Below are 12,954 nucleotides of genomic sequence, written 5' to 3'. Positions count from 1 at the left end.
GCACCCGATTCAGCCAGCCGGGCGGCGCGGGCGAATCCGCTCAGGCACTCAACCGCGATGTGCGCAGTACTCAGCGCACGCTCAGTCGTCCAGGCCCTGCTCGATGGCGTAGCGCACCAGTTCCACCCGGTTGTGCAGCTGCAACTTGCCCAACGTGTTCTGCACATGGTTCTGCACCGTGCGGTGCGACAACGTCAGCCGCTCGGCGATCTGCCGGTAGGTAAGCCCTTTCGCAACCAGGCGCAGCACCTCGGTCTCGCGTTCGCTGAGCCGAGGCGCGTCCGGGCCGTCCCCGGGCGCGGCGGCCAGCCGCCGGTACTCGCCCAGCACCAGGCCCGCGAGCCCGGCCGTGAACACCGCATCGCCCTCGGCGGTACGCCGCACCGCGTCCAGGAACTCCTCCCGCGCCGCCGACTTCAGCAGATATCCGGCCGCGCCGGCCTTGACCGCGTCGAGCACGTCCTGCTGCTCGCCGCTGGCCGACAGGACCAGCACCCGCACCTGTGGCAGGACCGCGACCAGGCCACGGATGACCTCCACCCCGGACAGGTCCGGCAACTGCAGGTCGAGCACGACGACGTCGGGGCGCACCGACGGGCCGATACGCACCGCCTGCCCGCCCTCGCCCACCGCGGCGACCACCGTGTAGCCGGCGTCGGTGAGGTCACGGGCCACACCGTCGCGCCACATCGGATGGTCGTCGACCACCATCACGTCCACCACGACGGTCAGCCTAGTCGGGGCAGCGGCACGCGCAGTTCCACCTCGGTGCCCTGGCCGGGTCCGCTGGTGATGGCGACGGCCCCGCCGAGGTCACGGATGCGGCCCTGGATCGACTGCGCCACCCCGAGCCGGCCCGACGCCGCGGCCTCAGCGAGCCGGCCCGGCGCGATGCCCGGCCCGTCGTCACGGATGGACACGGTGACCGCGTCCGGCTCCTGCTCGACCAGCACCCAGGCCCGCGCCCCGGGACCGCAGTGGGTGGCGACGTTGTCCAGCGCGGTGCCGGCAGCCGCGGCCAGCTCGGCCGCGACCGCCGCAGGCAGCAGTACGGGCGTCGCGGGCATGGCGACGGTGACCCGCGGCGAGCCGTGCCGTCCCAGCAGCAGCCGCAGATCGGCGCTGCCCGCGGTCGGGGCCGTATCGTGCACGCCCACCAGCGCGCGCAGCACGGCCTCCTGCTCCCCGGCCAGCCGTCCCAGCTCGGCGGCCTCGCCGCCCAGTTCCGTGCCGCGCCGCTGGACCAGCGCCAGCACCTGCAGGACCGAGTCGTGGATGCCACGGGCCAGCCGCTCGCGCTCGCGGGTCGCGGCTTCCAGCTCCGTGGCCCGCTGCAGCCGCGTCTCGGCGTCGTCGGTCAACCGGGACACGTAGCCCATGACCCCGCCAGCGAGCAGCAGCAGCACCGTGCCGTTGACCGTGGCGGAGGTGACCTCGCCGCGCAGGAACAGGTCGGCCGCGCCGATGATGAGCGCGGCGATGCCGCCGGCGCGCCGTCCGCCGCGTAGCGCCCAGACCAGCACCGCTCCGGCGACCCAGGCCATCGGCAGGGTGGGCCCGCCGGTGCCGAGTTTGGCGGCCGGCACGACCAGCGTGGACGCGAGCAGGCACACCAGGGTGACGGCCAGGTCGGCGGCCAGCCAGGTCCGGTTGCGGCCCGCGGGATCGTGGTAGCGCACGCCGGTGACGGCGGTCCAGGCGATCATCGCGGCGAGCACGGCCCAACCCAGCCAGGGGCGGGTGAAGTCGCGGAAGCCGGCGAGCATCAGGACGGTGGCGTACACGAGCGCGGCCACCCGGAACACGGTGACGGCCCGCCACAGTGGCGCCTGCAGTCCCATCGGCGATCTCCCGTCTCCAGCCGTTGCCTGCCGCACCGGTGCTGGATCATCGTCGGCAGCCAGACAAGAGGATCCGTCGTCGCGTGTCAACCGGGCCTGGTCGGGCGCGCGCCCGTGCCTGGTTTGCAAAAGCGGCCGTCAGGGCACTGCCCGTACATGGGTGAGCAGGTGGACGCGGTGGTCATCGGACTCGGCGTGGCCGGTCAGGACGTCGCCCACCGGCTGCGCGACGGTGGGCTGACGGTCGTCGGCGTCGAGGAGCACCTGCTCGGCGGGGAGTGCCACAACTGGGCCTGCGTGCCGACGAAGATGATGGTCCGCGCGGGCAACGTGCTGGCGGAGGCGCACCGGGTGCCGCGGCTGGCCGGTGCCGCCACGGTCGCGTCGGACTGGTCCATGGTCGCCCGGCGTATCCGCGACCAGGCCACACACGACTGGGACGACGCCGAGACGGCCGCGGAGCTGACCGGCAGCGGGGTGCGGCTGATCCGGGGCAGGGCCCAGGCGCCGGTGACCGGCGAGCCCGGGTACGACTCGCCTTCCGATCGTTTCCGGCAGACCTGTTCGGCGTTGATCCACCGAACGTTGCGCGGCGGACGGTATGCAAGCGCATGTGCGGGGTAACTGGAGCGCAGGAGGTGGAGCGATGTCGCTGCGTTCGGAGGAGCAGGAACTTCTGGAAGGGCTGGCCGAGTACACCCGCGCCAGTGATCCGGTTTTCGTCGCGGGTATGAGCAACGGTGTCGCCTTCGCACCGGTGGAATACCGCAGGCAGCACCTGGTGCGATTCGGGCTCGCCATGACCGCTGCCGCGGTGGGGCTCTTGATCGTCATGCTGGCGGTGGGCACGTTTGGCGCAGGGCTGGTCGGCCTGTTCGTCGAGACGAGCTCGGGCATCGCGGTCAGGGTGTGAAGGGCTCGCATCGAGCGGGGCTTGCCGGGTCGTAGTGGTTCGGCGGCGGTGCGGGCCCGTGGGAGTGCGGCAGGCCCGCACCGGTCGGTGGTGGCCGGACTCAGAGTCCCAGGAAGGCGGCGATGCCGCGGGCGTGCCCGCGGGCGGTCGCGGTGATGAAGTCGGCGCGCTTGAGCAGGTTGGCGTTGGCGACCGTGTCGATGAACAGGTTCTCGGTGAGCACGGCGGGCATGTTCGACTCGCGCAGCACGTGCAGGTTGGCGGTCTTCTGGCCGCGGTCGGTGACCGCGGCGACCGAGCGCATGTTGCTGAGCACGTTGCTGTGCACGAGGCTGTGCAGGCGCTGGGTGGTCGCACCGGTGCCGGGATAGCGGTAGCTCTCGAAGCCGGTGCCGCCGCCTGCGTTGATGTGGATGCTGACGAAGATCGTGGCACCCCAGGCGTTGGCGTCGTCGGTGCGGTAGGCCAGGCTGCGGGTGATGTCGGTGGTGCGCGACATGCGCACGTCGACGCTGTAGCTCGCCTTGAGGATGTCGCGGGTCTGCAGGGCGATGTTGAGGGTGAGGGTCTTCTCCTGCAGGCCGTTGGCGACCGCGCCGCCGTCGGTGCCGCCGTGGCCGGGGTCGAGGTAGACCTTGGGCACGGCCGCGAAGGCCGGTGCGGCGGCGAAGGGTGCCGCGGCCAGGCCCGCGGCCGCGGCGAGCAGAGTGCGCCGGCGCAGGCTGAAGCTGCCGTTCATGTGTTCACCTCTGGGGGAGAGGGACGGGGACGGCGTGAATCTATTACATGTCAATCCATCTATGAAGATGTCTTACGTAAAAAGTTTGCCGTATGGCGATTTCCTACACACCGCGGACGGTTCGGTGGGACGGCCAGGACAAGGCCCGCCCCACCGGACTCAGGTCAGGGTCCGGTCAGCTGAGACCACAGGTCTTCAGGGACTTCTCGTAGCCGGAGAAGAACGCATCGGTGCGCTGGGCGACCGTGCCATGGGATTCGGGGGCGAACCAGGGCTGGTCTTCGGGGTCGCCGACGGCGAGCAGCCCGCTGCGGAACTCGTCCAGGTCGCCGTCGGCAAGGCTGAGGTCGCCGCGGCGGACCGAGTCGCCCAGGTAGGCGCCGGCCATACAGTCGGCCTGGAGTTCGTGGTCGATGCCGTAGCGGTGTTCGACACCCAGGCGGGCCTGGACGGCGTGCGCGTACTCGTGGCCGAGCAGGTAGAAGACGAACGCGTCGCCGATGCGGCGGAAAGCGGTGACGGCCCAGTCGGCGTCGTAGGCGATGAAGTCGCCGGCCGGGCAGTAGACGGCGTTGTCGGCGGGGATCGGTTCGCGGCCGCAGGCGAGGTCGCCGCTGTCGCGATACGGCCGGACGGCGCCGACGGGCCGGAAGGTGACGCCGGAGGCGTCGAACACGGCCGACCAGTAGCTCTCGGCGAGGTCGACGGCGTCCTTGGCGTCCTCCTGGAACTCCGCGACGGTCTTGGTGCCGTCGACCTTGGCGGTCGGGGTCGTCTGAGGCGCGGTGGGCGGGGAGGTGGGGTCCTCGGGCAGCGTCGGGTCAGGCAGCGTGCCGCAGCCGAGGGTCAGCACGGCGGCTGCGGTGAGCGCGACGGTCCAGCGGGTGCGGGAACGGGCGGGCATCGGCTCCGTCCTTTCACGGGGAGTTCCATGTTGCAACCCGATGCCCACTCTGGCGCGTGTTCAGTCGGTTGCAGTGCGGTGAGATGCACCGCTGCCATACGCTCGCGACGTGAAGGGGTTCGCGCGGCGGGAGTTCCAGCTCATGCTGCTGCGCCGCATGGCCGATTTCCAGCCTGAGCTGGTCGAGGCGGCCTGTGCTGAACTGTCGGCCACGCATGCGGAGTACATGGCGGCGCACAACCGGTGGCAGACGTTGCAGCGGTCGAGGTCGGCGCCGAAGGGCCTGGCGTTGTACGAGGCGGTGCTCGGCCCGGCCGAACAACGGCGGCAGGTGCCCTACGGGGACGCGATGCTGACGGCGCACCAGTGGCGGCTGCCGGGCCTGTGGCCGGACCTGCGCTGGGAGGCGCTGGTCGGCACGGAAGGCTTCGTGCTGCACGGGTGGCTGGTCCGGTCGGCGGACGCACTCGTGCCGGAACTGGGCGCGGTGGACCGGCTCGCGCCGTGGTCGTGTGTGGTGGGGGACGTGCTGGCCAGGTTCCCGGACGCACGACAGCGCGATCCTGAGGTGCCGGCCCGCTGGGGAGTGGACGTGCCCGACGCTGCGGGCGCGGTGCACCGGCTGATGTTCGTGCACGGCTTGTTGCAGCAGGTGGCGCGCTAGGTCTCGCGGCACCTGGCACCCTGCGCCCGGCGCAGCCGCGGGCCGTCGTACCCGGCTCATAGGATCTTGTTCGTTTCCTGGCGGGTGGTGAGAGGACGGGTCCGGATGGCGATCGTTTTCCCGGTCGAGGTCGATCGGTTCATCGTGGCTGCCACGCAGTTGAGCGCGGACGACATCGACCGCGTCGACGAGGCGCGGATGGAGGTCTTCCGGGCGCACGGCAGACTGCCCGCGCCCAAGCTGTCGGCGGCGGCGTTCAGCAAGCTGGACGGTCGCATCCGGGCCGACCTGCGGGCGCGTGGGCCGCAGTTCTGGTCCTACCGGGTCGGTGCGATCAGCGGTGCGATCGGTGCCACGCTGAAGGCGGCCGCCGCGCTCTGGAAACCGGAACAACTGACCGCCGAGCAGTACCGGTTGACCGTCCACCCGTTCGAGCTGGTCGGGCTGCCCGTCCGGGCACATCCGGACGAGTCCGCCGACGATTGAGGCCGGCGATGCTGCGGGCGGCTGCGGGCACGCCGTGCCGACGCACCCGGCTGGGACGGCCGCTGCGCTCGGTTCGCGGCTCGGCGATGATGGCGGGCAGGTGCACCGTCCGTACACAGTCCGACATGGAGGCCGACCGTGCCGAAGAAGATCGTCAATGCTGAAGGGGCGGCGCCGCCCGGCGGGCCGTACTCGCACGCCGTGGTCGCCGGCGACTTCGCGTTCCTGGCCGGCGCCTGTCCCGTGCTGCCGGACGGCACGTGGGTGACCGGCGGCTTCGCCGAGCAGGCCAGAGCCGCTTTCACCAACCTGGCGACGGTGGCGCGGGCCGTCGGCGGCGACCTGAGCCAGGCCGTGCGGGTGGGGGTTTACCTGCGCGACTTCGCCGACTTCGCGGCCATGAACGAGATCTATGTCGAGTTCTTCGGCACCACGAACCTGCCCGCCCGCACCACCGTGCCGGTGGCGCTCGACGGGTTCGACATCGAGATCGACGCGGTCATCTACCTCGGCGGCTGACCGCCCGCCACCGCTGATCCGTGGACCGGCCGCGAACGGCCGTAGTGAGGCCGTGACCGTCCACGGGTCAGCGCCGTCGGTGCCGGTGGTGTGGTTCTCAGCTGATTCCCAGGGTCTCCTGGCGGGGTCTGGAGAATCGCCGCTCACCCTGGTTCGCGTTGACCTGCTGGACATCCTGGGTCCATCAGCCGTTCACCCGGTGCCGGGTGGTGGCGGGCCCTCGGACGAGAGGAAGGCACACGCATGCGTCTGCGTCCCCGCTCCGCGCCGCCGGGATCCGGCCCTGACCCGCTGCCCCGGACGGCCGACGACCGCGGCGGCCACGCCCTGCGCGCGCCGAGCACGCTGCACGCGTTCAACCGCTACGAGATCAAGTATCTGGTGCACACGTCGCGGCTGCCTGCGATCCGCGACGAACTGCGGGCCAGGCTCGATCTCGACAGCCACGCCGTCGGCGGCGGCTACGGCGTGTGGAGCGTCTACTACGACACCAGGCTGCTGCGCTTCTACTGGGAGAAGATCGAAGGCCTGCGGTTCCGGCGCAAGTTGCGCGTCCGGCACTACGGCGACCGCGTCGCGATCGACGACGACACCACGGTGTACGTGGAGATCAAGCAGCGGGTCAACCGGGTCACGCAGAAGCGCCGGGTCGCGCTGCCCTACGGCGATGCGCGGCTGCTGTGCGACGGCCGGCAGATGGTCCGGCACCGGCCCGGGGAGACCGCCTTCGTCCAGGAGGTTCTCGGCCTGCTGCAGGGGCTCGACCTGCGGCCGGTCGCGATGACCGGCTACCAGCGCGAGGCCTACGTCGGCCACGACGCCGACCTGGGTCTGCGGGTCACCCTCGACCACCGCGTGCGCGGCCGCGACCGCGAGTTCCACCTGGGCTCCGACGCGCAGAACCGGCTGATCATCCCGGCGTCGATGTCGGTGCTGGAGGTCAAGGCCAACGACCGCGTGCCGTACTGGCTGACCGACCTGGCCGCCCGCGCCGAGCTGTCCGTGGCGCGGGTGTCGAAGTACTGCCAGAGCGTCGAGGCGTTCGGCCGGGCGCCGCGCTCGGTCTTCCATGTGCCCGACCACGACGCCGACCCGCCCGAACCGCACCTTGCGACCCCCGACGCCGCCGCCGCGGCGGCCCCGAGCACGAAGGCATGATCGGAATGAACTTCGAACTGCAGGACCTCACCGGCACGTTCAGCGTCACCGACATCGTCCTGGCGATGGCGCTGTCGTTTCTGCTCAGCGCGGTCATCGGCTGGGTGTACCGGGCCACGCACCGCAACGTGTCCTACAGCCAGTCCTACGTGCAGACGCTGGTCGTGCTCGGCATGCTGGTCTCCCTGATCATGCTGGTCGTCGGGTCCAACATCGCGCGGGCGTTCGCGCTGGTCGGCGCCCTGTCGGTGGTCCGGTTCCGCAACGCGATCAAGGAGACCCGCGACGTCGGGTTCATCTTCCTGGTGATGGCCGTCGGGATGGCGGTCGGCACACGCTTCTACAGCCTGGCGGTCATCGCGACCGTTTCGATCTGCCTGGTCATCTTCGTGATGTTCCGGTTCAGCTGGTTCCGGCTGTCGGTGCAGCGGCAGGTCGTCAAGGTCCAGGTGCCGCCGGAGGGTGAGTACACCGCTGCGATCTCCGACGTGCTCATCCGTCTCACCACCGAGTTCGAGCTCGTCAGCATGGAGTCGATCCGCGGCGGGGCGCTCACCGAGCTGATGTACACGGTGCGGCTCAAGAAGGGCAGCGAGCCCGGCGACCTGATCAGCGCGCTCGGCGAGCTGACCTCCGGGCAGCGGGTCACCGTGCTGACCGGATACGACCAGACGGATCTGTGATGGCCGAGCCCGGATCCCGGCCGCCGTCGGCGCGGCTGCGGCACCGCATCCCGGTGCGGGTGCGCCACTACTGGAAACTGCTGGCCACGTGCGTGGCCGCGATGGCTGCGCTGGTCCTGCTGGCCGGCAACGTGCAGGTCACGCCGATCGTGACCAGCCAGGCCGCGGGCTCGCACGACAAGGTGGCCTTCGACGTCCCGGGCAGGGTCGACCTGTTCGACGCGTCCATCGCACACACGCTGACCGTCACCTACACCGAAGCCGACTACCAGCGCATGTTCGACGAGTACATGGCGACGGGGGAGAAGGAGTACGTGCGCGCCGACGTCACCGTCGACGGCACCCTGATCCGCGACGTCGGCATCCGGCTCAAGGGCAACTCGACGCTGATGGGCCTCACCCATGAGGGGCAGACCGCCTCGTTGCGGGAGGACCGCGGCGGTGTGCGGGTGGACGGCCCGCCCGGCGGCGCACCGCAGACGCGGCCCGGCGGCGGCCGTCGCGGCGGGTTCGGCAGGGTCAGCCTCGACAGTGCCAGACCCGAGGAGCTGCCGTGGCTGATGAGCTTCGACGAGTTCGCCAAAGGCCGCCGCTACCAGGGCCGCAGCGAGATCGCGGTCCGGGTGTCCGGGATGGGCGGCGGCGGCGCGGTGCTCAACGAGGCCGTCTCGCTGGCCGTGCTCGCCGCGGCCGGGCAGCCCGCGCAGCGGTACGCCTACGCCGGGTTCCAGGTCAACGGCCGGCCAGTCAAGGCCAGGCTGCTGGTCGAGCACCCCGACGAGAACTTCGCCGACAGCCTCGGCGACGGCGTTCTGTACAAGGCGCTGAGCACCGGCCGGTTCGCCTATCAGGGCGATGATCCGACCGTGTACGCCGACGACTTCAAACAGGTCGACGACAAGGGCAGCCACGACCTGAAACCTGTCATCGAGCTGCTTCGGTGGGTCGACGGGGCGTCCGATGCGGACTTCGCCGCGCACCTGGCCGACCACGTCGACGTCGGCTCGTTCGCCGCCTACGTCGCGGCGCAGAACCTGCTGCTCAACTTCGATGACATGGCCGGCCCGGGCAAGAACTACTACCTCTGGTACGACCTGCGCACCGCGCGGTTCCGGGTGGTCAGCTGGGACCACAACCTGACCTTCAGCGGGAGCGCTGCCTCGGGCCCGCACGACGCCCTCGGCATGGGCGGCCCGGGCGGCGGATTCGGCGGCCCGGGCGGCGAGTTCACCCCGCCCGAGGGCACGCGGCTGCCCGAGGGGTTCAACCCGCCGGGCGGCGGCCGGGGCGGTTTGATGGCCGGCAACAAGCTCAAGGAGCGGTTCCTGGCCGCGGACACGTTCCGAGACGAGTACGAGGCCGCCTACCGCGACCTGTACCGGGTCATCTACGCGCAGCACAGCGCCGAGAAGGCCCTGGACCGGCTCGCCGCCACGCTGACCGGCGTGGCGGGCAACGACGCCGCCGCGACCGGCAGCGACGTGGACAGCTTGCGCTCACTCATCCAGGAACGCGCGAAGGCACTGGCCGAGCACGAGGTGATCAAAGGCTGATCCGCTGCGTACGAGGAAACAGGAAGAAACGGCGGCAGGTGTCTAATATGGGCCGATGATCGAGCCGAGCGCCCCACCGTCTGCTTCGTCCACGGCCACACCGATCGAGCGTCCGCCGTGGACGCTCATCGCGCCGGGCTTGAGCGCGATGTTCGCGGCGTGCCAGCTCGCCGTACTGCTGAGCCCGGTGCGCAGCGCGCTCCAGCGCGACCTCGACGTCACCGCCGCGGGCCTCGCGGTAGCCGTCGTCTCTCAGCTGGTCGCCGCGATGCTCGGTGCCGCGCTGGGATATGTGCTCGGTCGGCGCGCGCCGACGTCGGTGGTGGGGGCGGGTCTGACGCTGATGCTCCTCGGAGCCGTGGTGACGGCGCTGTCGAACACGTCGGCCATGGTGGTGGCTGCCGGGCTGGTCGTGGGGTTCGGCGCGGGTGCGGTGCTCGGTGCCGCCGCCGGTCTGACCGGTCAGGTCGGCGAGCGGCGGGGGCAGGTGCGCCTCGCACTCGGGCTGGCCGTATGCGGTGGGCTGGTCGGCGGGCTGTTGCTCGGCTGGTTCGTCTCCACCGTGCTGAGTTGGCGGTTGGTGTATCTGTCGACGGTGGTGCTGATCCTGGCCGCACTGGTCGCGACGGCGGTAGGCGGTGTGGTCGCGTCGACGCGTGCTTCCCGGTGACGGGGCGCTGGAACCATCCGGCGCACGCACGGCCACCGGCGGTGCCGGCCGCCGCCTACACTACGTCGCATGGTTTTCCGGAAGCGGACACGATGCAGTTGCTGATCAACGGCCGGCACCACGAGATCGAGCACGGCGACGAGCCGTTGCTGTGGGTGCTTCGCGACGAGCTCGGTCTGACCGGCACACGTTATGGCTGTGGCGTCGGGATCTGCGGTTGCTGCACCGTTCTGCTGGCCGGGCGGCCGGTGCGAAGCTGCCAGATCACCGCTGCGGAGGTCGGCGACCGTCCCATCGTGACACTGGAAGGTCTCGCCGAGCGTGATGCCGACGGCGAGGTCGTCGCGTTGCATCCGGTGCAGCAGGCGTTCGTGGAGAACCCGCTGCAATGCGGATGGTGCCTGCCTGGCCACGTGCTGACCGCGGTCGCACTGCTGGCCCGCGATCCCGCTCCGGACGAGGCCGCCATCGCCGAAGCCGCGAAACCCAATCTCTGCCGTTGCGGCGGCTACAACACGATCAAGGCGGCGGTCGCCCGTGCCGCCGAGCTGGCCCGCGAGTCATGAGCGCTGCGAAAGCCGATCCGTCCGATCCGGTCGGCCGTCCCCGCCGCTGGCGGGTAACGCGTCGCCGGCTGCTGATCGGGGCCGGGGCGACGTTCGGGTCACTGCTGGTGGGCGCGCCGATCGTGGTGGAGTACGGCCGGCCGACGCTGGTGCAGTGGATGCTGGAACGGGGCACCGGCCCGACCGAGATCCCCGAGTCGTCGCTGGTCTGGTTCGAGCTGACCCGCGACGGCATCACCCTGCACGTCCCGAAGATCGAGATGGGGCAGGGCATCCACACCGCGCTGGCGCAGATCGCGGCCGAGGAACTGCGGGTGCAGCCCAGCCGCCTGACCGTGGTGCAGGCCGACACCGCACGCGGGTTCCCGGCGGCGACGATGTTCACGTTCGGATCCACCTCGGTGGCGTCCCTGTACACCCCGATCCGGGAAGCGGCCGCCGCCGTGCGGGCGATGCTGGCGCTGGCCGCGGCCGGGCAGCTCGGCGTCGAGACACAGCAGCTGACCGCCGCCGACGGCACCTTCCAGGTCGCCGGAACGGACCGCAGGATCGCCTACCCCGACGTGATCGCCGCACACCACGGGCCGTGGCAGGAGCCGGAGGAACAGCCGGCGCTGCGCCCGGCCGGCGAGTTCACCAGCATCGGCCGGTCCGTGCCCCGGGTCGACATCAGAGCGAAGCTGCTCGGCGAAGCGACCTACGGCTACGACGCCCGGCTGCCGGGCATGGGCTACGGCGCGTTCGCCGTGCCGCCACGCTTCGGCGCCGAGCTGCAGAGCGCCGAACCGGGCGACGCCGCCGGCATGCCCGGCGTGCAGCAGGTGGTCATCGACGTCGAGGCCGGATTCGCCGGCGTGGTCGCCGACACCAGGACCCGCGCCTGGGCGGCAGCGCGCGCCCTGAAAGTGGACTGGAGCGACGGCACCCGGGTCGACACCGGCGCGCTCGAACGGCAGGTCACCGCCGGTGACGGCGTGGTGCTGCGCAGGGACGGCTCGATTCGCGACGCCCTGTCGCGGGGCCGGATCGTCGAAGCGGAATACCGTACGCCGATGGCGGCCCACGCCCACCTGGAGCCGCTTGCCGCACTGGCCCGGGTGGAGCCGGGGGCGGTCGGGAAGGTGGAGGTCTGGGTGCCCACCCAGAGCCCGGAAAGCGTGCTGGAGGACCTGCACGCCGCGCTCGGGGAGGACCGGGAGGTCGTCGTCCACGTCACCCAGCTCGGCGGCTCCTTCGGGCGAAAGGGCGGCCAGCACCTGGCTGTCGAAGCCGCGCGGCTGTCCGCGGCCACGGGCCGTCCGGTGCACGTCGGCTGGACCCGCGACACCGACCTGCGGCAGGCCTTCTACCGGCCGCCGACGCACACCACGATGCGCGGTTCGATCGGGTCCGACGGCATGATCCGGGGCGTGGAGCAGCGCAGTGCCGCCGGCGACATCATCTGGGCCGTCGCGGGCCTGCCCGAGCCGGTACGCAGCCTGCTCGGGTTCGATCCCGGCGGCCTGCTGGGCCTGTTCCTGCCGTACGACCTGCCCGCCTATCGGCTGGTGAACCGCCGTGAGCAACTGCCGGTGCCGACCGGGCCGTGGCGCGGGCTGGGCCTGATGCCCAACACGTTCGCGCTGGAAAGCTTCCTCGACGAGCTTGCCGAGGCCGCCGGGACCGACCCGCTGACCTACCGGCTGGCACACCTGCGCCAGGCCGGCGAGCAACAGGAGCGGCTGCGGACCGTCCTGCGTACCGCGGCGCAGATGGCGGGCTGGAGTGAGTCGCTGCCGGCCGGACGCGGGCGGGGTATCGCGTGCTCCGGTGACGTCGGCACGGTCGTCGCCGTGGTCGCCGAAGTCGACCTGTCGGACGGGCGGCTGCGCGTCACCGGCCTCGACGTGGCGGTCGACTGCGGCCTGGTGGTCAACCCGGCAGGGGCGAAGCTGCAGGCGCAGGGGTCAGTGGTGATGGGTCTCAGTTCGGCGCTGCGCGAGGAACTCCGGATCCACGACGGCCAGGTCGTGTCCGACAACTTCGACAGCTACCAGATCCTGGGTATGGCCGACACGCCACCGGTGCGGGTGAACTTCGTCGGCGGCGGCGAGGTGCCTTTCGGAATGGGCGAGCCGGTGGTCGGTCCGGTTCCCGCCGCGGTGGCGAACGCGGTCCGCGCGGCTGGTGGGCCACGGTTGCGGAGCCTTCCGCTGCGCCTGTGACGGGGTGGCGGCACCCGACCGCCCTGTCGCCTGTCGACGGATCAGCCGGTTCGG

General features: G+C 71.3%; 15 protein-coding genes. 11 read left to right on the top strand and 4 right to left on the bottom strand.

Annotated elements, in window-relative coordinates; all coding sequences use genetic code 11:
- Positions 1-81: 81 nt before the first annotated feature.
- Both FLL47_RS24070 and macS read right to left on the bottom strand, forming a co-directional pair.
- Positions 82-711: a response regulator gene (locus tag FLL47_RS24070; RefSeq protein ID WP_144123005.1), complete on the bottom strand. Its 630-nt coding sequence runs from the start codon at positions 709-711 to the stop codon at positions 82-84.
- Between the two features lie 17 nt (positions 712-728).
- Positions 729-1,841, bottom strand: a complete 1,113-nt coding sequence (gene macS / locus FLL47_RS24065; RefSeq protein WP_144122830.1) for a MacS family sensor histidine kinase — start codon at positions 1,839-1,841, stop codon at positions 729-731.
- Between the two features lie 156 nt (positions 1,842-1,997).
- On the opposite strand from macS, the gene FLL47_RS45220 reads away from it, so the two are divergent.
- Both FLL47_RS45220 and FLL47_RS24055 read left to right on the top strand, forming a co-directional pair.
- Positions 1,998-2,465 (top strand): FAD-dependent oxidoreductase, encoded by a 468-nt coding sequence (locus FLL47_RS45220; protein WP_144122829.1) that lies wholly within the window; start codon positions 1,998-2,000, stop codon positions 2,463-2,465.
- Between the two features lie 22 nt (positions 2,466-2,487).
- Positions 2,488-2,754 (top strand): DUF3040 domain-containing protein, encoded by a 267-nt coding sequence (locus tag FLL47_RS24055; protein WP_186315879.1) that lies wholly within the window; start codon positions 2,488-2,490, stop codon positions 2,752-2,754.
- Positions 2,755-2,854: 100 nt separating this feature from the next.
- Here the strand turns inward: FLL47_RS24055 and FLL47_RS24050 are convergent, their stop codons facing one another.
- Both FLL47_RS24050 and FLL47_RS24045 read right to left on the bottom strand, forming a co-directional pair.
- On the bottom strand, positions 2,855-3,493 hold the full coding sequence (locus tag FLL47_RS24050; RefSeq protein WP_144122827.1) for an N-acetylmuramoyl-L-alanine amidase: 639 nt from the start codon (positions 3,491-3,493) through the stop codon (positions 2,855-2,857).
- A 175-nt stretch (positions 3,494-3,668) separates the two neighbouring features.
- Positions 3,669-4,397: a neutral zinc metallopeptidase gene (locus tag FLL47_RS24045; RefSeq protein ID WP_144122826.1), complete on the bottom strand. Its 729-nt coding sequence runs from the start codon at positions 4,395-4,397 to the stop codon at positions 3,669-3,671.
- Positions 4,398-4,506: 109 nt separating this feature from the next.
- Between FLL47_RS24045 and FLL47_RS24040 the strand changes: the two genes are divergently transcribed.
- The 9 genes from FLL47_RS24040 to FLL47_RS24000 all read left to right on the top strand — a co-directional run bounded on the left by FLL47_RS24040 (position 4,507) and on the right by FLL47_RS24000 (position 12,900).
- Positions 4,507-5,061, top strand: coding sequence for a hypothetical protein (locus FLL47_RS24040; RefSeq protein ID WP_144122825.1), 555 nt, complete (start codon positions 4,507-4,509; stop codon positions 5,059-5,061).
- A 105-nt stretch (positions 5,062-5,166) separates the two neighbouring features.
- Positions 5,167-5,547: a hypothetical protein gene (locus tag FLL47_RS24035; RefSeq protein ID WP_144122824.1), complete on the top strand. Its 381-nt coding sequence runs from the start codon at positions 5,167-5,169 to the stop codon at positions 5,545-5,547.
- A 138-nt stretch (positions 5,548-5,685) separates the two neighbouring features.
- Positions 5,686-6,066 (top strand): RidA family protein, encoded by a 381-nt coding sequence (locus FLL47_RS24030; protein ID WP_144122823.1) that lies wholly within the window; start codon positions 5,686-5,688, stop codon positions 6,064-6,066.
- A 243-nt stretch (positions 6,067-6,309) separates the two neighbouring features.
- On the top strand, positions 6,310-7,224 hold the full coding sequence (locus FLL47_RS24025; RefSeq protein WP_144122822.1) for a polyphosphate polymerase domain-containing protein: 915 nt from the start codon (positions 6,310-6,312) through the stop codon (positions 7,222-7,224).
- Positions 7,221-7,907 (top strand): DUF4956 domain-containing protein, encoded by a 687-nt coding sequence (locus FLL47_RS24020; protein ID WP_246158515.1) that lies wholly within the window; start codon positions 7,221-7,223, stop codon positions 7,905-7,907. Before FLL47_RS24025 ends, FLL47_RS24020 begins: the two co-directional genes overlap by 4 nt.
- The gene (locus FLL47_RS24015; RefSeq protein WP_144122821.1) at positions 7,907-9,460 is read left to right on the top strand and encodes a CotH kinase family protein; all 1,554 of its coding nucleotides are present in this window, start codon (positions 7,907-7,909) and stop codon (positions 9,458-9,460) included. Before FLL47_RS24020 ends, FLL47_RS24015 begins: the two co-directional genes overlap by 1 nt.
- A 55-nt stretch (positions 9,461-9,515) precedes the next feature.
- Positions 9,516-10,130, top strand: a complete 615-nt coding sequence (locus tag FLL47_RS24010) for a hypothetical protein (RefSeq protein ID WP_144122820.1) — start codon at positions 9,516-9,518, stop codon at positions 10,128-10,130.
- A 92-nt stretch (positions 10,131-10,222) separates the two neighbouring features.
- Entirely contained in the window at positions 10,223-10,696 is a 474-nt protein-coding gene (locus FLL47_RS24005; protein WP_144122819.1) for a (2Fe-2S)-binding protein, read from the top strand.
- A complete protein-coding gene (locus FLL47_RS24000; RefSeq protein ID WP_144122818.1) occupies positions 10,693-12,900 on the top strand; it encodes a xanthine dehydrogenase family protein molybdopterin-binding subunit in 2,208 nt (735 codons plus the stop codon). The genes FLL47_RS24005 and FLL47_RS24000 overlap by 4 nt, the downstream gene beginning before the upstream one ends.
- Positions 12,901-12,954: the final 54 nt, after the last annotated feature.

The organism is Catellatospora sichuanensis (assembly GCF_007483665.1).
Taxonomy (GTDB): Bacteria; Actinomycetota; Actinomycetes; order Mycobacteriales; family Micromonosporaceae; genus Catellatospora; species Catellatospora sichuanensis.
This window is presented reverse-complemented; position numbering and strand designations above follow the sequence as displayed.